Origin of the sequence: Pseudomonas sp. MYb13 (assembly GCF_002980075.1) — a bacterium.
GTDB classification, from domain to species: domain Bacteria; phylum Pseudomonadota; class Gammaproteobacteria; order Pseudomonadales; family Pseudomonadaceae; genus Aquipseudomonas; species Aquipseudomonas lurida.
In genome coordinates, this window is record NZ_PCQI01000013.1 from 133,755 (window position 1) to 152,361 (window position 18,607).

Annotated in this window: 18 protein-coding genes; 7 read left to right on the forward strand and 11 right to left on the reverse strand. The window is 61.6% G+C overall.

The features are described from left to right. Window positions 1-106: 106 nt before the first annotated feature. A complete protein-coding gene (rlmM, locus tag CQ002_RS21445; protein ID WP_034102534.1) occupies window positions 107-1,183 on the reverse strand; it encodes a 23S rRNA (cytidine(2498)-2'-O)-methyltransferase RlmM in 1,077 nt (358 codons plus the stop codon). Between the two features lie 191 nt (window positions 1,184-1,374). Here rlmM and acnA point away from each other — a divergent pair, with 191 nt between their 5' ends. Continuing rightward, complete coding sequence (gene acnA, locus CQ002_RS21450; RefSeq protein ID WP_069022369.1) at window positions 1,375-4,116, forward strand: aconitate hydratase AcnA; 2,742 nt, start codon at window positions 1,375-1,377, stop codon at window positions 4,114-4,116. A gap of 64 nt (window positions 4,117-4,180) precedes the next feature. Here the strand turns inward: acnA and CQ002_RS21455 are convergent, their stop codons facing one another. Together CQ002_RS21455 and cysK are read right to left on the reverse strand one after the other, a co-directional pair. Further along, entirely contained in the window at window positions 4,181-5,119 is a 939-nt protein-coding gene (locus CQ002_RS21455; RefSeq protein ID WP_034102532.1) for an aspartyl/asparaginyl beta-hydroxylase domain-containing protein, read from the reverse strand. Window positions 5,120-5,228: 109 nt separating this feature from the next. Further along, window positions 5,229-6,203 carry a cysteine synthase A gene (gene cysK, locus CQ002_RS21460; protein ID WP_105161822.1) on the reverse strand — a complete coding sequence of 325 codons (975 nt, stop codon included), beginning with the start codon at window positions 6,201-6,203 and terminating at the stop codon, window positions 5,229-5,231. A gap of 125 nt (window positions 6,204-6,328) precedes the next feature. Between cysK and CQ002_RS21465 the strand changes: the two genes are divergently transcribed. The 3 genes from CQ002_RS21465 to CQ002_RS21475 all read left to right on the forward strand — a co-directional run bounded on the left by CQ002_RS21465 (window position 6,329) and on the right by CQ002_RS21475 (window position 9,528). Continuing rightward, window positions 6,329-7,405: a DUF748 domain-containing protein gene (locus CQ002_RS21465; RefSeq protein ID WP_105161821.1), complete on the forward strand. Its 1,077-nt coding sequence runs from the start codon at window positions 6,329-6,331 to the stop codon at window positions 7,403-7,405. Between the two features lie 99 nt (window positions 7,406-7,504). Then, on the forward strand, window positions 7,505-8,350 hold the full coding sequence (locus tag CQ002_RS21470) for a MoxR family ATPase (RefSeq protein WP_003210690.1): 846 nt from the start codon (window positions 7,505-7,507) through the stop codon (window positions 8,348-8,350). Next, window positions 8,350-9,528 (forward strand): VWA domain-containing protein, encoded by a 1,179-nt coding sequence (locus CQ002_RS21475; RefSeq protein WP_105161820.1) that lies wholly within the window; start codon window positions 8,350-8,352, stop codon window positions 9,526-9,528. Before CQ002_RS21470 ends, CQ002_RS21475 begins: the two co-directional genes overlap by 1 nt. A gap of 41 nt (window positions 9,529-9,569) precedes the next feature. Here the strand turns inward: CQ002_RS21475 and CQ002_RS21480 are convergent, their stop codons facing one another. From CQ002_RS21480 to CQ002_RS21495, 4 genes are all read right to left on the reverse strand, one after another. After that, complete coding sequence (locus CQ002_RS21480) at window positions 9,570-10,148, reverse strand: hypothetical protein (protein WP_144401128.1); 579 nt, start codon at window positions 10,146-10,148, stop codon at window positions 9,570-9,572. An 83-nt stretch (window positions 10,149-10,231) separates the two neighbouring features. After that, entirely contained in the window at window positions 10,232-11,140 is a 909-nt protein-coding gene (locus CQ002_RS21485) for a biotin-dependent carboxyltransferase family protein (RefSeq protein WP_034102527.1), read from the reverse strand. Next, window positions 11,137-11,841: an allophanate hydrolase subunit 1 gene (locus tag CQ002_RS21490; RefSeq protein ID WP_105161819.1), complete on the reverse strand. Its 705-nt coding sequence runs from the start codon at window positions 11,839-11,841 to the stop codon at window positions 11,137-11,139. Before CQ002_RS21490 ends, CQ002_RS21485 begins: the two co-directional genes overlap by 4 nt. After that, window positions 11,838-12,578, reverse strand: coding sequence for a 5-oxoprolinase subunit PxpA (locus tag CQ002_RS21495; protein WP_105161818.1), 741 nt, complete (start codon window positions 12,576-12,578; stop codon window positions 11,838-11,840). Before CQ002_RS21495 ends, CQ002_RS21490 begins: the two co-directional genes overlap by 4 nt. 175 nt (window positions 12,579-12,753) lie before the next feature. Between CQ002_RS21495 and CQ002_RS21500 the strand changes: the two genes are divergently transcribed. After that, window positions 12,754-13,665 carry a LysR family transcriptional regulator gene (locus CQ002_RS21500; RefSeq protein WP_034102524.1) on the forward strand — a complete coding sequence of 304 codons (912 nt, stop codon included), beginning with the start codon at window positions 12,754-12,756 and terminating at the stop codon, window positions 13,663-13,665. A gap of 121 nt (window positions 13,666-13,786) precedes the next feature. Here the strand turns inward: CQ002_RS21500 and CQ002_RS21505 are convergent, their stop codons facing one another. From CQ002_RS21505 to CQ002_RS21515, 3 genes are read right to left on the reverse strand one after another with little or no spacing between them, the layout of a single operon-like run. Then, a complete protein-coding gene (locus tag CQ002_RS21505; RefSeq protein WP_010212110.1) occupies window positions 13,787-14,329 on the reverse strand; it encodes a DUF2937 family protein in 543 nt (180 codons plus the stop codon). 11 nt (window positions 14,330-14,340) lie between these two features. Further along, a complete protein-coding gene (locus CQ002_RS21510) occupies window positions 14,341-15,117 on the reverse strand; it encodes a class II glutamine amidotransferase (protein WP_034102523.1) in 777 nt (258 codons plus the stop codon). Window positions 15,118-15,147: 30 nt separating this feature from the next. Then, complete coding sequence (locus tag CQ002_RS21515; RefSeq protein ID WP_034102522.1) at window positions 15,148-15,684, reverse strand: hypothetical protein; 537 nt, start codon at window positions 15,682-15,684, stop codon at window positions 15,148-15,150. Between the two features lie 24 nt (window positions 15,685-15,708). On the opposite strand from CQ002_RS21515, the gene CQ002_RS21520 reads away from it, so the two are divergent. After that, window positions 15,709-17,751, forward strand: a complete 2,043-nt coding sequence (locus CQ002_RS21520; protein ID WP_034102521.1) for a S9 family peptidase — start codon at window positions 15,709-15,711, stop codon at window positions 17,749-17,751. 70 nt (window positions 17,752-17,821) lie between these two features. Next, window positions 17,822-18,295: a cyclic nucleotide-binding domain-containing protein gene (locus CQ002_RS21525; RefSeq protein ID WP_034102520.1), complete on the forward strand. Its 474-nt coding sequence runs from the start codon at window positions 17,822-17,824 to the stop codon at window positions 18,293-18,295. Here CQ002_RS21525 and CQ002_RS21530 read toward each other — a convergent pair. Further along, entirely contained in the window at window positions 18,292-18,570 is a 279-nt protein-coding gene (locus CQ002_RS21530) for a hypothetical protein (protein WP_034102519.1), read from the reverse strand. The two genes, CQ002_RS21525 and CQ002_RS21530, sit on opposite strands and share 4 nt — an antisense overlap. Window positions 18,571-18,607: the final 37 nt, after the last annotated feature.

Here is an 18,607-nt window from a genome sequence, read left to right on the forward strand (position 1 = left end):
GCAGGCTGGCCCGCGAAGACGCGGACACATTCAACATAGATATCGACCGTTATACCGGTATCGCACGCCAGCCAGCGCCCACCGTTGAGCGGTGCCAGCCAGAGATTCAGCGGGCCTTGGGTTTCTTCGCTGTTTCCAACCGGCGCAAATGGCAGGTCACTTCCTCGCGGTCGTGGTACAGCTGCTTGCAGCCGATCTCCACACGAATGCCACGCGCCTTGAAGCCATCCTCTATACGCTCCAGCAACCGCTTCACTTCGGCGTAACGCTGTTTCATCGGCAATTTCAGGTTCACCACCGCCTCGCGGCAATGCCCCTCGCCGATCCAGGTTTCCAGCAGCGCGGCGTTGCGTGCCGGCTTCTCGACGATGTCGCAGACCATCCAGTCCACCGGCTGCTTGGGCACGAAGGTAAAGCCGTCGGCCATCAAGTGTTGCACGAGACCGGTGTCCATCAGGCTTTCGGCCATGGGGCCGTTGTCGATGGCGGTCACCAGCATGCCACGGTTGACCAGCTGCCAGGTCCAGCCACCCGGCGCCGCGCCGAGGTCGACGCCGGTCATATCACCATGCAGGCGCTCGTCCCACTGGTCGCGGGGGATGAAGTGGTGCCAGGCCTCTTCCAGCTTCAAGGTCGAACGACTAGGGGCTTCGCGAGGGAACTTGAGACGCGGGATACCCATGGGCCACATTGCCGAGTTGTTCGACTCGGCCAGGCCCATGAACACTTCGCGGCCACTCTTGAAGGTGAGCAGCAGCCGCGGCTTGCTCGGGTCGTCCACCAGCTTGCCGGCGTTGAGCAGGGCTTTGCGCAGGTGCACTTCGAACTTCTTGCAGAAGTTCGAGAGTTCTTTGCCGTCGTTGGTGTCGACCATCTCCAGCCACAGGCTGCCGCACACCGGGAATTCGCGCAGATGGGCGAGAATCACGCTGATGCGGTCGGTTTCCGGCAGGTCGATGAATACCCCGCGCGCCCATTGCCGCGGGAAGATCAGCTCGGCAAAGCGCTGGCCGTGCATCAGGCGCTGGGCGCCGTCTTCTTCGGTACAGACGAATTCGGCGCAGGCGCTGCCGGTCTTGGCCTTGGCGTAGCCGGAAACGTTCAGGCGCGCGGCGTGCTCCGCGATCTCGGAACAGACTTCGCCTTCAAAACCCGGGCGGCAGTGCATAAAAAGGGTGTTCATTGAATCTCCTGGCAACTGGGCTTGCTGTAGCGCAAGTCCTGTCATGAAAACGCGCGCATGATAGCCGAGTTCGGAACCTTGGACTTAACGATAGAGTCCAGTTATTAGCCTGCTAATGAAAACAGGGCTAAGTTGAAAGCTCTGTTCGTCCCGTCAGGTCCGTAGCCGTGCGGACCATAAGGAGTCATGTAATGTCATCCCTTGATAGCCTGAGAACCCTTAAAACCCTGCAGATCGACGACAAGACCTATCACTACTTCAGCTTGCCCGAAGCCGCCAAGAGCCTGGGCGACCTGGATAAACTGCCGATGTCCCTCAAGGTGCTGCTGGAAAACCTGCTGCGCTGGGAAGACGACAAGACCGTCACCGGCGCCGACCTCAAGGCCATCGCCGCCTGGCTCAAAGAGCGCCAGTCGGACCGCGAGATCCAGTACCGCCCGGCCCGGGTATTGATGCAAGACTTTACCGGCGTACCCGCCGTGGTCGACCTGGCCGCCATGCGCGCCGCCGTGGCCAAGGCCGGGGGCGACCCGCAGCGCATCAACCCACTCTCCCCCGTCGACCTGGTGATCGACCACTCGGTGATGGTCGACAAGTTCGGCACCACCAGCGCCTTCGAGCAAAACGTGGACATCGAGATGCAGCGCAACGGCGAACGCTACGCCTTCCTGCGCTGGGGCCAGAGCGCCTTCGACAACTTCAGCGTGGTACCACCGGGCACCGGTATCTGCCACCAGGTCAACCTCGAATACCTGGGCCGCACGGTCTGGACAAAGGACGAAGATGGCCGCACCTATGCCTTCCCGGACACCCTTGTCGGCACCGACTCCCACACCACCATGATCAATGGCCTCGGCGTACTCGGCTGGGGCGTGGGCGGTATCGAGGCGGAGGCGGCGATGCTCGGCCAGCCGGTGTCGATGCTGATCCCGGAAGTCATCGGCTTCAAGCTCACCGGCAAACTGAAAGAAGGCATCACCGCCACCGACCTGGTGCTGACCGTCACCCAGATGCTGCGCAAGAAAGGCGTGGTCGGCAAGTTCGTCGAATTCTACGGCGACGGCCTCGCCGACCTGCCGCTGGCCGACCGCGCCACCATCGCCAACATGGCCCCGGAATATGGCGCCACCTGCGGCTTTTTCCCAGTGGACGAAGTGACGTTGGACTACCTGCGCCTGTCCGGCCGTCCGGCAGAAACCGTGAAGCTGGTAGAGGCCTACACCAAGGCCCAGGGCCTGTGGCGCAACGCTGGCCAGGAACCGGTGTTCACCGACAGCCTGGCGCTGGACATGGGCACGGTCGAAGCCAGCCTCGCCGGGCCGAAACGCCCACAGGACCGCGTGGCACTGCCGAATGTCGGCCAGGCCTTCAGCGATTTCCTCGACCTGCAATTCAAACCCGCCAACAAGGAAGAAGGCCGCCTGGAAAGCGAAGGCGGTGGTGGGGTTGCCGTGGGCAATGCCGACCTGGTGGGCGAAACCGACTATGAATACGACGGCCAGACCTATCGCCTGAAAAACGGCGCCGTGGTGATCGCCGCGATCACCTCGTGCACCAACACCTCCAACCCCAGCGTCATGATGGCCGCCGGGCTGGTGGCGAAAAAGGCCGTGGAAAAAGGCCTGACCCGCAAACCCTGGGTGAAGACCTCGTTGGCCCCGGGTTCCAAAGTGGTGACCGACTATTACAAGGCGGCGGGCCTTACTCCCTACCTCGACAAACTGGGCTTTGACCTGGTCGGCTACGGTTGCACCACCTGTATCGGCAACTCCGGGCCATTGCCTGAGCCGATCGAAAAGGCCATCCAGAAAGCCGACCTTGCCGTGGCGTCGGTGCTGTCCGGTAACCGCAACTTCGAAGGCCGCGTGCACCCGCTGGTGAAAACCAACTGGCTGGCTTCGCCGCCGCTGGTGGTGGCCTACGCCTTGGCGGGCACGGTGCGCATCGACATCAGCAGCGAGCCGCTGGGTAACGATCAGGACGGCAACCCGGTATACCTCAAGGACATCTGGCCAAGCAGCAAAGAGATCGCCGACGCGGTGGCCCAGGTCAGCACGGGCATGTTCCACAAGGAATACGCCGAGGTATTCGCCGGTGACGAGCAATGGCAAGCGATTGAAGTGCCACAGGCGGCCACCTACGTGTGGCAGAAAGATTCCACCTACATCCAGCACCCGCCGTTCTTCGATGATATTGCCGGCCCGTTGCCGGTGATCAAAGACGTCAAGGGCGCCAACGTCCTGGCCCTGCTGGGCGACTCGGTCACCACCGACCATATCTCCCCCGCCGGCAATATCAAGACCGACAGCCCCGCCGGCCGCTACCTGCGCGAGCAAGGCGTGGAGCCACGGGACTTCAACTCCTACGGCTCACGCCGGGGCAACCATGAAGTGATGATGCGCGGCACTTTTGCCAACATCCGTATCCGCAATGAGATGCTCGGCGGCGAGGAAGGCGGCAATACGCTGTACATCCCCACCGGCGAGAAAATGCCGATCTACGACGCCTCGATGAAATACCAGGCCTCCAGCACGCCGCTGGTGGTGATTGCCGGCCAGGAGTATGGCACCGGCTCCAGCCGTGACTGGGCGGCCAAGGGTACCAACCTGTTGGGCGTCAAGGCGGTGATCGCCGAGAGTTTCGAGCGGATTCACCGCTCCAACCTGGTCGGCATGGGTGTGCTGCCGTTGCAGTTCAAGCTGGATCAGAACCGCAAGTCGCTCAAGCTCACCGGCAAGGAGAAGATCGATATCCTAGGGCTGACGGACGTTGAGATCGTGCCGCGCATGAACCTGACGTTGGTGATTACGCGGGAGGACGGCAGCACGGAGAAGGTCGAGGTGCTGTGCCGGATCGATACGCTCAATGAAGTGGAGTACTTCAAGTCAGGGGGCATCTTGCACTATGTGCTGCGCCAGTTGATCGCCTCCTGACAAAGGCTGGCGATCAACTGTGGGAGCGGGCTTGCCCGCTCCCACGGTGTCGACCGTATTCCAACTAGCCGAACAGCCACTTCCACAGCAGCACCAGCACCACGACAGCCAGCACTGGTCGCGCAATGCGATAAGCCTTCGGATGCTTGCGCTTCCATTGCTTGACCACACCGCTGAACTTGTCGCTGAAGGTCTTGCTCCAGGCATATGCCTGGTTGATGCCGCCAACGCGTTCGTCATCCAGGTTCTGCGGTGCCGTAGCGCGCCCCAGTTGCTTGCTGACCCAACGGTTCACGCGGGTCATCAGGCGATTGCTCAGCGGTCGCTCGATGTCGCAGAACAGGATCACTCGGGTCTGCTCGGTTTCATTCTTGACCCAATGCACGTAGGTCTCGTCGAACATCACGTCTTCACCGTCGCGCCAGGCGTACACCTGGCCGTCGACGAAGATGCGGCAGTCGTCGGAGTTCGGCGTGGACAGGCCCAAGTGGTAACGCAGGGAACCGGCAAACGGGTCGCGGTGCGGGTTGAGGTGGCTGCCGCCTGGCAATAGCGCAAACATCGCGCCCTTGACGTTGGGAATGCTGCTCACCAGCGCCACGGTTTTCGGGCACAGGGCCTCGGCCGAGGGCAGGGGTTTGTCATACCACTTGAGGTAGAAACGCTTCCAGCCCTTCTTGAAGAACGAACCGAAACCGGCATCGTTGTTCTTTTCGGCGGCGCGGATGTACCCCTCGTCGAACAGGTGCATCGCCTCTTCGCGGATCACTTCCCAGTTGTCCTTGAGCACATCCAGTTCCGGGAACTTGCTGCGGTCCAGGTACGGCTTGGACGGCACCGCCGAAAACAGGTACATCAAGGCGTTATAGGGGGCGAACAGCGCCGAATGGTTGACGAACTGGCGCAACATCGGCAAACGCGCCTTGCCGCGCAGGTGCACGTACAGCGTGCTGCCGATAAACAACGCCAGTACCGACAGTTTGGCGGCCAAAGAAAAGGTCATGCAGCAACTCCTGGAAATAAGCGCCTGGCCAACAGCAGACGTAGCAGCCGGCCATGATAAACAGTTGGGCCATTATGCAGAAGGCCTAAGGTTCGGGCGCTGACATACATCAAGCCTGGTTTTCCTGCTCGGTGAACAAATCGCTGAACAGCATGCTCGACAAGTAGCGCTCACCGGAGTCCGGCAAAATCACCACGATGGTCTTGCCCTGCATTTCCGGCTTCTCGGCCAGGCGCACGGCGACAGCCATTGCCGCACCGCAGGAGATACCGCACAGAATCCCCTCTTCCTGCATCAAGCGCAGGGCCATGGCCTTGGATTCGTCGTCGGTCACCAACTCCACGCGGTCGACCATCGACAAGTCCAGGTTCTTGGGCACGAAACCGGCGCCAATCCCCTGGATCTTGTGCGAGCTGGGCTTGATCTCATCGCCCGCCAACGCTTGGGTGATCACCGGGGACACCATTGGCTCGACCGCCACCGACAGGATCGGCTTGCCCGCGGTGTTCTTGATATAGCGCGACACGCCCGTGATGGTGCCACCGGTGCCCACGCCTGCGACCAGTACATCCACGGCGCCATCGGTGTCGTTCCAGATTTCCGGACCGGTGGTTTTCTCATGGATCGCAGGGTTGGCCGGGTTTTCGAACTGGCCCGGCATGAAGTAAGTAGCCGGGTCGCTGGCGACGATTTCATTCGCCTTTGCGATGGCACCGGGCATGCCCTTGCCCGGCTCGGTGAGCACCAACTCGGCACCGAGCGCCTTGAGGACCTTGCGCCGCTCGATGCTCATGGACGCCGGCATGGTCAACAGCAACTTGTAGCCACGGGCCGCGGCGACGAACGCCAGGCCGATGCCGGTGTTACCGGAAGTGGGTTCGACAATGGTCATGCCCGGCTTGAGCTTACCAGTGCCTTCGGCGTCCCAGATCATGTTTGCGCCAATGCGGCACTTCACCGAGTAGCCAGGGTTACGCCCTTCGATCTTGGCCAGTATGGTTACGCCACGCGGTGCGATACGGTTGATCTGAACCAGGGGCGTATTACCGATGGAGTGCGCATTGTCTGCAAAGATACGGCTCATGACGGGTCCTATTGCTCGGTTTCTGGAAGGCCCCAAGGGTATGCCTCGTGTTGCAAAGCGTCCAGTCAGAGGAACGTTGGGCGCTTGACGGTAGTCAATCGCCTACCTGTATGGAGATTTGACCAATGAAACGTCGCTACAGCTGGCCGCTATGGACCGTCGCCGGGGTGGTGGTGGTGCTGGTCGCCTTGACCGTCGCGCTGCCCTATCTGGTGCGTAACTACTTGAATGACAAGCTCGCCGACATGGGCGATTACCGCGGCCACGTCATCGACGTCGACCTGGCACTGTGGCGCGGCGCCTACAGGATCAATGGGCTGGAGATCACCAAGGTAGATGGCAAGGTGCCCGTACCGTTCGTCAAGGCGCCGCTGATCGACTTGGCAGTGAGCTGGCACTCGCTGTGGTACGACCATGCAGTGGTCGCCAAGGTGCTGTTTGTCGACCCTGAAGTGAACTTCGTCGACGGCGGCCCCAACAAGCAGGCGTCCCAGACCGGTAAGGGCACCGATTGGCGCGAGCAATTGAGCAAGCTGGCGCCCATCACCCTCGATGAAGTACGCATCGCAGACGGCAAGATCACCTTCCGTAACTTCAACTCCAAGCCCCCCGTCAACATCAATGCCAGCTCGGTCAACGCCAGCTTTTACAACCTGACCAATGTGGTGGACGTTGAAGGCAAGCGCGACGCACGCTTCGACGGCAAGGCGTTGCTCCAGGGCCAGGCGCCGCTGGAAGCCACCGCCACCTTCGACCCGCTGAGCAATTTCGAAAACTTCGAATTCCGTTTCCGCGCCAAGGATCTGCAGCTCAAGCGCATGAATGACTTTGCCTCGGCCTACGGCAAATTCGACTTCAAGGCCGGCACCGGCGATGTGGTGATCGAGGCCCAGGCGGAAAAAGGCCAGTTGACCGGCTACATCAAGCCGCTGCTACGCGATGTGGAGGTCTTTGATTGGAAACAGGATGTGGAAAACAAAGACAAGAACATCTTCCGCTCGATCTGGGAGGCGGTGGTCGGCACCAGTGAGACCGTGCTGAAAAACCAGAGCAAGAACCAGTTCGCCACGCGTGTGGAACTCAGCGGTAGTGTGCACCAGCAAAATGTCAGCGCGTTCTCGGCGTTTATATCGATATTGCGCAACGGTTTCATCCAGGCGTTCAACGCGCGCTATGAACAACCCAAGCCCTCGGCGGACTGAAGGTGACCGGTCATTCAGAGACTGAATAGCCCGCCTGCGTTCACAGTCGCCGGGGCTGCGCGGTATAGTCCCGGCATTGATGAATTCGAGGAAATACCCATGAAGTTCGAAGGCACCCAGGCCTACGTTGCCACCGACGACCTGAAACTGGCCGTCAACGCTGCCATTACCCTGGAACGGCCATTGCTGGTCAAGGGCGAGCCCGGCACCGGCAAGACCATGCTCGCCGAACAATTGGCCGAATCCTTTGGCGCCAAGCTGATCACTTGGCACATCAAGTCCACCACCAAGGCTCACCAGGGTCTGTACGAGTACGACGCGGTCAGCCGCCTGCGCGACTCGCAGCTGGGCGTGGACAAGGTGCACGACGTGCGCAACTACCTGAAAAAGGGCAAGCTCTGGGAAGCCTTCGAGTCCGAGGAGCGGGTGATCCTGCTGATCGATGAAATCGACAAGGCCGACATCGAGTTCCCCAACGACTTGCTGCAGGAACTCGACAAGATGGAGTTCTACGTCTACGAAATCGACGAGACCATCAAGGCGAAGAAGCGCCCGATCATCATCATTACCTCCAACAACGAAAAAGAACTGCCGGACGCGTTCCTGCGCCGCTGCTTCTTCCACTACATCGCCTTCCCCGACCGCACCACCCTGCAAAAGATCGTGGATGTGCACTACCCCGACATCAAGAAAGACCTGGTCAGCGAAGCCCTGGACGTGTTCTTCGACGTGCGCAAAGTGCCAGGGCTGAAGAAAAAGCCGTCCACCTCCGAACTGGTCGACTGGCTCAAGTTGCTGATGGCCGACAACATCGGCGAGGCCGTCCTGCGCGAGCGCGACCCGACCAAGGCCATCCCGCCTTTGGCCGGAGCCTTGGTCAAGAACGAGCAGGACGTGCAATTGCTGGAGCGTCTGGCGTTCATGAGCCGTCGCGGTAATCGCTGATGCTGCTCAACCTGTTCAATGAAATGCGTGCAGCCAAGGTGCCCGTGTCGGTGCGTGAGCTGCTCGACCTGATCAACGCGCTGAAACAGCGCGTGACCTTCGCCGACATGGACGAGTTCTACTACTTGGCCCGGGCGATCCTGGTGAAGGACGAGCGGCATTACGACAAGTTCGACCGGGCCTTCGGCGCCTATTTCAACGGCCTGGAAAAGCTCGACGACCACCTGCAGGCGCTGATTCCCGAGGATTGGCTGCGCAAGGAGTTCGAACGCTCGCTGACCGACGAAGAACGTGCGCAGATCCAGTCCTTGGGTGGCCTGGACGCGCTCATCGAAGCCTTCAAGAAACGCCTGGAAGAACAGAAGGAACGCCACGCCGGCGGCAACAAGTGGATCGGCACCGGCGGGACCAGCCCGTTTGGCTCCGGCGGTTACAACCCCGAGGGCATTCGCGTCGGCGACGCCGGCAAACGCCAGGGCAAGGCGGTGAAGGTGTGGGACCAGCGCGAGTACAAGAACCTTGACGACCAGGTAGAACTGGGCACGCGCAATATCAAGATCGCCTTGCGTCGCTTGCGCAAGTTCGCGCGCCAGGGCGCGGTGGAAGAGCTGGATATCGATGGCACCATCGACTACACCGCCCGTGATGCCGGCTTGCTGAATATCCAGATGCGCCCAGAGCGGCGCAACACCATCAAGTTGCTGCTGCTGTTCGATATCGGCGGTTCGATGGACGCCCATGTGAAGATCTGCGAAGAGCTGTTCTCCGCATGCAAGACCGAGTTCAAGCACCTGGAGTACTTCTACTTCCACAACTTCGTGTACGAATCGGTGTGGAAAAACAACCAGCGCCGCACTTCCGAACGCACGTCCACCCAGGATCTGCTGCACAAATACGGCGCCGACTACAAAGTGATCTTTATCGGCGACGCATCGATGGCGCCCTATGAGATCACCCAGGCTGGCGGCAGCGTCGAGCACTGGAACGAGGAGCCGGGGTATGTGTGGATGCAGCGTTTCATGGCCAAGTACAAGAAGCTGATCTGGATTAACCCGTACCCGAAGGACACCTGGGGGTATACGGCGTCGACGGGAATCGTGCGGGAGTTGGTGGAGGATCAGATGTATCCGCTGACATTGCGTGGCCTGGAAGAAGGCATGCGGTTTCTGTCGAAGTAGCCTGCAACCTGTAGCCGCGGGCAGCGGCTACAGGCGTGTGCTCAGCCGTGCTGGGCGTCGACCCAACCGAACTTCAGGAACAGCGCGGCAAACTGTTTGACCAGCTCGGCGTCCTTCCCGTCGACCTTTTGGTCATTGTTGACGTCCTGATTGATCGAAACCCCACCAAGCCCATTGCCATCGGCATAGACCGCCGCCGTGTAGGCAATGCTTTCATCGGTGGGCTCGCCCTCGCCTTGATGAAAATGCAGGCGCACCGTGTCAGGCACGCCGTTACCATCAAAGTCCCGGGCAAACACTTTCAGGTATTTGTCGTAGGGCTCGTCAAGGCTGAACCAATTGAACGCGAGAAACAGCTGGGCCAACTCGATGGCCTGTGCACGGTCGACCGCGTCGATGATGCCGTCCTGGTTCACATCATCGGCGATCACCCAGTCCAGCTTGCCATCATCCGTGATATCGAACGTCGTGGCTCGATGCACGAGCGACGGGGAGCACGTATCGTCGTGAAATTCCAGCGTGACCACGTCGGGCACATCGTTATCGAGTATGTCCTGTGCGTAGATCTTCATGTAGCGCATGGTGAGTCCTGATGGTGAATGAACGACCAAGACTTCCATGTGCGTCTTTGTGGACCAATACGACGGAGGACTCAAACCCCGTAGGACATATCTCGTATTGTCATTGCGTACTGCCTCAGCAGTTAAATGAAGCGACGCAAAAAGTCGACGTGCTGCTGGTGCGCGGTCTCTTGCACCACCGGCGCCAACCGGACCTTCTCACCCGGCAAACACTGCGCCAGCCGCGCCAGTGACAACGGCGTCAAGGCCCCCAGGCGTGGATAGCCGCCAATGGTCTGCCGATCATTGAGCAACACAATCGGCTGCCCATCCGGCGGCACCTGGATCGCCCCCAGCGGAATCCCTTCGGAAATCAGCGAAGGCCCTTGATAGTGCAAGGGCGTGCCCAGCAAGCGCATGCCCATGCGGTCGGCGCGGCTGTCCAGGGACCAATCGCTGTTGAAGGCATCGAACAGGCTTTGGCCGCTGAACTGGCCGATCTGTGCGCCGAGGATGACATCCAGTGCTGCCCCGGTGTGCAAATGGGGCTCACTCAGTACCTTCATCGCCCCGCCCGTACCGGAATAAGCGAGGCACCCTCCTTCGGCCAGTGCCTTGCCGAAACCGTCCACCCCGCCCAGCGCCTCACGCACAACAGTGGCGCAACTGCCGAGCACTTCCGGCGCATCAAACCCACCCGGCGCCGCCAGGTAGGCACGCGCACCGCTGAACGGCTGGGTGAAACGCAAGCGCTGGCCTTTTTGCAGGATAAAACTGCGACCGGGGCTGATGGCGCGCTCGTCGATAAAGGCCCCCAGGTCGGCACCGGCCAGGGCCAGCAGGCAATACTCCTCGGCCTGCACGGTGAAACCGCCCAGGGTGATTTCCACCACCGGGGCATCCAGCGCATTGCCCAACAGCCAGTTGGCCCAGGACATCGATACCCAATCCAGCGCCCCGCCCTGGGTCACGCCCAGGTGGCGCACGCCAACGCGGCCGGCGTCCTGCAACAGGCACAGCGGCGTGCTGGCCTCGATGATCAAGCGGCTCATGCCTGCGCCTCCAACGGCGTGTCATCGCCACCCAGTTTGATGAATTCAGCACGCTCGACCGCTTCAAAGCGCACCGTGTCGCCCGGTTGCATCAGGCTGTAGCCGTCACGCTCGCGGTCGAAGAGTTTGGCCGGCGTGCGGCCGATCAGGTTCCAGCCGCCCGGCGACACCACCGGGTAAGCGGCAGTCTGCCGTTCGGCGATGCCGACACTGCCAGCCGCCACGCGTTTGCGTGGGGTGTTGAGGCGCGGGGTGGCGAGGCTTTCATCCACCAGGCCCATAAAGGCAAAACCGGGGGCGAAGCCGAGGGCGAACACCTGGTATTCGTGGGCAGTGTGGCGGCGAATCACGTCGTCGATCGCCAGGCCACTGCGCTGGCTGAGCAAGGTCAATTCCGGGCCGACGCTCAGGTCGTACCACACCGGCAGCACATGGCACTGGCCACTGCCCTGAGCCTGTGGCTGCAGGTCGGTGAGGGCCTGGTCGATCAATTCCCGCGCCTGGGCCGGGTTCACTGCAGTCAGGTCGTAATGCACCATCAAGGTGGTGTAGGACGGCACCAGGTCCACCAGTGCCGCACCAAAGCCGCTGCGCAGGCGCTGGGTCGCGGCCAGCATCCACGGCATGTTGGCTTCGGCGATCACGTCGAACAGACGGACCATCAGGCAGTCGATGGCCACCACTTCAATGCGTGGCTTCATACCGGCTTCAACGCCTCGCGTATGCGCTGCACGGCCGCGACCGAGCTGGCGTTGTCGCCATGCACGCACAGGGTATTGGCCTGCAGGACCAGCGGGCTGCCATCGCTGGCGATCAGCGCTTCCCCCCGGGAAATGGTCAGGGCTTGCTGCACGATGGTGTCGGAGTCGTGATGCACGGCACCGGGTAACTGGCGGGAGACCAAGTACCCCTTGTTGTCGTAGGCGCGGTCGGCGAAGGCTTCAAACCACAGGGTGACGCCGTACTCGTCGCCCAAGGCCTGGGCGGCGCTGTTGTCGCGGGTGGCGAGCAGCATCAACGGCAGTTCGCCGTAGGCCGCCACGGCCTGGATCACCGCACGCAACTGCGCGGGGTTGGCCATCATGTCGTTGTACATCGCACCGTGGGGCTTCACATAGCTGACGCGCCCGCCTTGGGCCCGGCAGATACCGTCGAGGGCACCGACCTGGTAGTGCAACAGGTCCTGGATTTCCTGGGGGGTGTAGGCCATGGAGCGACGACCGAAGCCTTGCAGGTCCTGGTATGCCGGGTGTGCGCCAACTTGCACGCCATGCTTGAGCGCCAGGCTGACGGTCTTGCGCATGATGCTCGGGTCTCCGGCATGAAAGCCACAGGCCACGTTGGCGCAATCAATGAACGGCATGACCTCGGCGTCCAGACCCATGGTCCAGTTGCCAAAGCTTTCGCCAATATCGCAATTGAGTAAAAGACGGCTCACGGACTGTCGCTCCTGTAGGCTTTATTTTTTGTAGTTTGGGATTTTTCACACAGAACTCGCAACTTGTCCTGAGACCCCAACGGCGCTTATCGTGGAATGACTCGATTTTTGGCGCTGGCCCGGTGCGGCGTCCAACTAATAAAAACCGATCCATGCATAAGAAAAAGTTGATCCCATGAATTTGAAGTTCCTTGAAACCTTCGTCTGGGTGGCCAAGCTCAAGAGTTTCCGCCTGACCGCCGAGAAGTTGTTCACCACCCAGGCGTCGATCTCAAGCCGCATCGCGGTGCTGGAAAGCGAGCTGGGGGTGAAGTTGTTTCTGCGCGATTCGCGTGGCGTGAGCCTGACCCCGGAAGGCTTGAAGGTGCTCGACTATGCGGAGCAGATGATGGTGACCATGCAGGGCTTGAAGCAGTCCCTGGAGACCACCAGCAGCAAGGTCGGGCGCATCCGGATCGGCGCCATGGACACAGTGATCCACACCTGGCTCAGCCCCCTGGTCGCGGAACTGATGGACCACTTCCCCCTGGTAGAAATCGAATTGGTCGCCGATACCGCACTTAACCTCAGCGATCAGCTGCAAAAAGGTTTCCTCGACCTGATCCTGCAAACCGACCTGCTGCGCCTGGAAACCGTGCGCAGCCTGGAACTGGCCAGCCACCCCATGGCCTGGATCGTCGCCAGCCAGTCGATCTACAACCGCGACTATGCCTCCCTCGCCGAACTGGCCCAGGAGCGCATCATCACCTACTCGAAAAACTCTCACCCGCACCAGGACGTCATCAGCCTGATGCAAGCCAACGGCGTGGCCGCACCACGGATGAACTGCGTGAATTCAGTGTCGGCGATTACCCGCCTGCTGCGCGATGGCTTCGGGATTGGCGCGCTGCCGCCGGTGTTGGTCAGCGAAGAACTGACGCGCGGGGAGCTGGTGATGCTGCCGATGGCCCAGAAACTGCCGAATTTGCAGGTGGTGGTGTCGTGGCGCGTGGGGGTGGAGCTGGTGGAGGAGATCGTGGGGCTGTGCCAGAAGGTGGTGGCGCGGTATGCCGAGGAGGTTGGCGCAGAGCGCATGATCCTGGCCTGACCCAGTCAACACTGTGGGAGCGGGCTAGCCCGCGAAAGCGGTGGGTCAGTTAAAACATTGCTGACTGACACCGCGCATTCGCGAACATGCCCGCTTCCACCCTTTGGACGTGCGGTAACCGTTAGAGGCCCTTCAGGTCTCGCTCTTCGATCGGCCGGCTCTGGCGCAGGCGCTTGCCGCCCAATACCACCCAGTCGATCAGGCGGAACAGGCATTCGATGCCAAACGACAACAGCATCGCCCCACCCAACCCCCAGCCCATCGCCTCGGGCGTCAGCAGGATCTGGTAGCTGTAGCCATTCCAGGTTTCCTGGCGAATATCCGGATCTGCCGCCACCGCCACTTGCAGGGCGCGGATATACCACGGGCCTTGCATGGCCTGGAATTGCTTGTCCAGCGCCACCTGGCGATCCAGCATGGCGCCCAGGCTGTTGGCATCGCTCTGGAACACCGGGTCATCGCTGGCGCGGTAATGCGCCACCAACGCCTTCAAGTCGCCGTTGAAGAACTGCCGTGCGGTGGTTTCAAACCCGCTGAGGCCGGTCTGGGCCTCGATCAGGTGGGCCTCGACGCGCTTGGCATAGTCGTTGATGAACCCTGGCACTTGCACGCCAACCAACAGGCCAATGGCAAACAGCACCAACCGCAGATAACTGAGCAACATGGTCGATATCCTTACTCGGTAACGCCCTGGCTGACGCATTCACCGCGTCGCCACAGGCTCCATTGGCCCGGTTCGTAGCGGGTCCAGTTTTCGTTGTCGGTCAAAGGCTCGGTGGCAATCACCGTCACCACATCATTGGGCGTGGTTTCGGCCTGAAAATCGACGATCACGTCGACATCTTTCAAGCGCGCCGGGCCAAACGGTGCGCGCCGGGTAATTTGCGCCAATTTGGTCGAGCAGTAGCAGAACAACCAGTCGCCATCGCTGAGCAGGCAGTTGAACACGCCTTTGCTGCGGTATTCGGAGCAGGCGGCGATCAGGTCCGGCAGCACCTGTTCAAGGTCGACCGGCTCAGGAAAGGCCTCGCGCACGCGGTTGAGCAGATCGCAGAAGGCTGCTTCGCTGTCGGTGTCGCCCACCGGGCGGTAGAAGGTGGCGCGGGGGTTGAAGTCCGCCAATTGGCCATTGTGCGCGAAGCACCAATTGCGGCCCCACAGTTCGCGCACGAACGGGTGAGTGTTGGCCAGGCTGACCTTGCCGACATTGGCCTGGCGGATATGGCCAATCACCACTTCACTTTTGATCGGGTAACGCTGCACGAGGAGCGCGACTTCCGATTCGCTGCTGGCGGCCGGGTCCTGGAACAGGCGCAGGCCACGGCCCTCGTAGAACGCAATGCCCCAACCGTCACGGTGGGGGCCGGTACGCCCGCCGCGCTGCATCAGCCCGGTAAAGCTGAACACGATGTCGGTGGGGACGTTGGCACTCATGCCCAATAATTCACACATGCCAGGGCTCTCGCTGCAGGGCGGACGACGTTAAAGGCGCGGTTCTACGCGCATACCGCTCACGGGGGCAGGACGGCGAAAAGGCACGTCATCTTCATCTTCATCCGGCTCCGCGGCCAAGGCGGCATCGGCGGCAGCCTTGCGCTCACGACGGGCATTGGCGGCACGCTCGATGGGCCAGCGGATCAACACAAACACGATGTACACGCCAAAGGCGATCATGGTGTACATGAACAGGTCGGAAATGGCCCGCCAGGCGTTATTGCCGACCTTGAGCACCAGGTCCAGGGCGGTGATGGCCACGGCCGGCGCGAACTGGGTCTTGACCGGGTCGACGATGGTCGGGCTGAACAGCAGCACCGCCATGAGCAATTGCAGCGGCTCGCGCAGCCAGCGCCAGATCCAGCGGGTCATGCGCCACCACACCAACAGGCAGCCCAAGGCAGCGAAGGCGTAAAGGCCCCAAGCGATCAGATAGTCGTTCTCGGTCATGGTGTCCATGGCAAGGTTGGCAAACAGACGGCTATGATAACGGCTTTTGCGTGTCGCGGCTGCAATGCCTGCCACCGTCCGCCAGATAGAGAATAATCCATGCCTATATCGACCACCCCGATTGCCCGCAAGGCCCCAGGCCAGGATCCGTATGCCTGGCTGCAAGCGCGTGACAGCGCTGAGGTGCTCGATTACCTCAAGGCCGAAAACGCCTGGCAGGAAGCCCAGCTCGCCGACCAGGCGGCGCTGCGCGAAACCCTGTTCGAGGAGATCAAGGGCCGCATTCTCGAAACCGATCTGTCCCTGCCCTCGCCGTGGGGGCCGTATCTCTACTACACCCGCACCACCGCCGGTGACGAGTACGCCCGCCACTACCGCTGCCGCCGCCCGGCCGACGACAGCAACCAGGTGGATGACAGCAGCGAAGAGTTGCTGCTCGACCCCAATGTGCTGGCCAATGGCGGTTTTTTCTCCCTCGGCGCGTTCAGCATCAGCCCCGACCACCAGCGCCTGGCCTACAGCCTCGATACCAGCGGCGAAGAGGTCTACACCCTGTACGTGAAGGAACTGGCCACCGGCAAGGTCAGCGAACTGGAATTCCAGGACTGCGACGGCAGCATGACCTGGGCCAATGACAGCCTGACCCTGTTCTTCGGCGAACTGGACGACACCCATCGCCCGCACAAACTGTATCGCTATCGCCTGGATGGCACGGCGGCGCAGGAAGTGTTCCACGAGCCCGACGGGCGCTTCTTCCTGCATTGCTACCGCTCCAGCTCCGAGCGCCAGTTGCTGCTGTCGCTTGGCAGCAAGACCACCAGCGAGATCTGGGCGCTGGATGCCAACCAACCGCACCTGGACTTCACCTGCCTGGCGCCACGGGTCGAGGACCATGAATACGATGTCGACCATGGCCAGTTGAACGGCGCGTGGACCTGGTTTATCCGCAGCAACCGTGATGGCATCAACTACGCACTGTTCGTGGCGACCGACATTGGCGACGTACCCACCGAGGGTGAGTGGCAGAACCTGATCCCCCACAGCGACGAGGTGATGCTCGACGGCGTCAGCCTCAATGCCAGCGCCATGACCCTGAGCCTGCGCATCGGTGGCCTGCCGGTGATCGAGGTACACCCGGAAGGCCTGCCGGCCTATCGCGTGGAATTGCCTGACGCCGCCTACAGCCTGTACGTACAAAACAGCCTGGAGTTCGTCAGCGACAGGATTCGCCTGCGCTACGAGGCCCTGAACCGCCCGGCCCAGGTCCGCCAGCTGGAACTGGCCAGTGGCGCGCAACAGGTGCTCAAGGAAACCCCGGTGCTCGGCGTGTTCAACGCCGATGACTATGTGAGCCAGCGACTGTGGGCCACCTCGGCGGATGGCACCCAGGTGCCGATCAGCCTGGTGGTCAAGCGCGACCAGCTCGGCAAACCGGTGCCGCTGTACCTGTACGGCTACGGTGCCTACGGCGCGAGCCTCGACCCGTGGTTTTCCCATGCACGCCTGAGCCTGCTGGACCGCGGCGTGGCGTTCGCCATTGCGCATGTGCGCGGCGGCGGAGAACTGGGCGAAGCCTGGTACCGCGCTGGCAAGCAGGAACACAAGCAGAACACCTTCAGCGACTTCATCGCCTGCGCCGAGCACCTGATCGCCCAGGGCCTGACCACCTCCAAGCAACTGGCCATCAGCGGCGGCAGTGCCGGCGGCCTGTTGATCGGAGCAGTGCTCAACCAGCGCCCAGCGCTGTTCCAGGCAGCGATTGCCGAAGTACCGTTTGTCGACGTACTCAACACCATGCTCGACCCGGAACTGCCGCTGACCATCACTGAGTACGACGAATGGGGCAACCCGCAGGAGCCGCAGGTGTACGAGCGCATCAAGGCCTACGCACCGTACGAGAACGTCAGCGCCCAGGCCTACCCGCACATGCTGGTGATCGCCGGCTACAACGACAGCCGTGTGCAGTACTGGGAAGCGGCCAAGTGGGTGGCCAAGTTGCGTGACACCAAGACGGACGACAACCTGCTGTTGCTCAAGACCGAACTGGGCGCCGGCCATGGCGGCATGAGCGGCCGTTACCAGGGATTACGTGACGTAGCGCTCGAATATGGGTTCGTGTTCAAGGCGCTGGGGCTGGTTTAAGGAACTTCGCCGGGCGGTCCTGTCTGAACACAGGACCGCCCTACCTGATTGATGGATCAATACTGCCGCCATGCCACAACCGACGCTCCTCAATAACGAAATCCGCGACATGCTCATGGACTGCGGCCTGTTCGACCCGCTGTTGCCGGAAGACTTTCACGTGGCCGCCGGCTACTTCAATATCAGCAGCATTGCCCGTGACGAAGTGATCTTCCTCGAAGGCGATGCGGGCACCTTCATGTGCATCCTCCACAGCGGCCAGGTGGCGGTGCAGAAAACCAACCATGACGGCCAGCGCCTGACCATCGCGACCCTGCGCAGCGGCCGGGCTTTTGGCGAAATGGCAGTGCTTGACGGCGAGCGGCGCTCAGCCAGTTGCGTGGCGGCCAGTGACTGCGTGCTGCTGAACCTGGGCAAGGATGCCCTGGAAAAGATGCTCAACGAAGCGCCCAGGGTGGCCGCCAAGATCATCCGCGCAATCGCTATCGCCCTGTCCAAACGCCTGCGCATGGCTGACGGCCAACTACTCTCGCAGCAGTTTTAACCCCCCGGCGTCTTCGGCTTGCTGTCGTTTTGCAGCAGGCCGGGCACCGTCTGGTCCTTCGGCGGCGTCGGCAGCACGATGGGCACCAGGGGTGGCGAGCCGTTCGTCTTGGGCACGGCTGGCGGGGTGATTTGCGGGTACAGCGTTGGCGTCGGGGTGCCCGGCGCACCCGGCGTTGGGGCTGGCGCGACCGGTACGGTTTGCAACTCCTGAGCCTGCGCCGCACCCAATGCGAGCGCGCTCAACACAATGACCGTTAGAATGCTGCACTTCATCGATGGCTCCATGGCCTGACCGGAATGTCACAAGGCT

Coding starts and splice junctions, on each gene's coding strand:
- rlmM (WP_034102534.1), bottom strand. CDS start 1,183: ATGAACACCCTTTTTATGCACTGCCGCCCGGGTTTTGAAGGCGAAGTC.
- acnA (WP_069022369.1), top strand. CDS start 1,375: ATGTCATCCCTTGATAGCCTGAGAACCCTTAAAACCCTGCAGATCGAC.
- CQ002_RS21455 (WP_034102532.1), bottom strand. CDS start 5,119: ATGACCTTTTCTTTGGCCGCCAAACTGTCGGTACTGGCGTTGTTTATC.
- cysK (WP_105161822.1), bottom strand. CDS start 6,203: ATGAGCCGTATCTTTGCAGACAATGCGCACTCCATCGGTAATACGCCC.
- CQ002_RS21465 (WP_105161821.1), top strand. CDS start 6,329: ATGAAACGTCGCTACAGCTGGCCGCTATGGACCGTCGCCGGGGTGGTG.
- CQ002_RS21470 (WP_003210690.1), top strand. CDS start 7,505: ATGAAGTTCGAAGGCACCCAGGCCTACGTTGCCACCGACGACCTGAAA.
- CQ002_RS21475 (WP_105161820.1), top strand. CDS start 8,350: ATGCTGCTCAACCTGTTCAATGAAATGCGTGCAGCCAAGGTGCCCGTG.
- CQ002_RS21480 (WP_144401128.1), bottom strand. CDS start 10,148: ATGGAAGTCTTGGTCGTTCATTCACCATCAGGACTCACCATGCGCTAC.
- CQ002_RS21485 (WP_034102527.1), bottom strand. CDS start 11,140: ATGAGCCGCTTGATCATCGAGGCCAGCACGCCGCTGTGCCTGTTGCAG.
- CQ002_RS21490 (WP_105161819.1), bottom strand. CDS start 11,841: ATGAAGCCACGCATTGAAGTGGTGGCCATCGACTGCCTGATGGTCCGT.
- CQ002_RS21500 (WP_034102524.1), top strand. CDS start 12,754: ATGAATTTGAAGTTCCTTGAAACCTTCGTCTGGGTGGCCAAGCTCAAG.
- CQ002_RS21505 (WP_010212110.1), bottom strand. CDS start 14,329: ATGTTGCTCAGTTATCTGCGGTTGGTGCTGTTTGCCATTGGCCTGTTG.
- CQ002_RS21510 (WP_034102523.1), bottom strand. CDS start 15,117: ATGTGTGAATTATTGGGCATGAGTGCCAACGTCCCCACCGACATCGTG.
- CQ002_RS21520 (WP_034102521.1), top strand. CDS start 15,709: ATGCCTATATCGACCACCCCGATTGCCCGCAAGGCCCCAGGCCAGGAT.
- CQ002_RS21525 (WP_034102520.1), top strand. CDS start 17,822: ATGCCACAACCGACGCTCCTCAATAACGAAATCCGCGACATGCTCATG.
- CQ002_RS21530 (WP_034102519.1), bottom strand. CDS start 18,570: ATGAAGTGCAGCATTCTAACGGTCATTGTGTTGAGCGCGCTCGCATTG.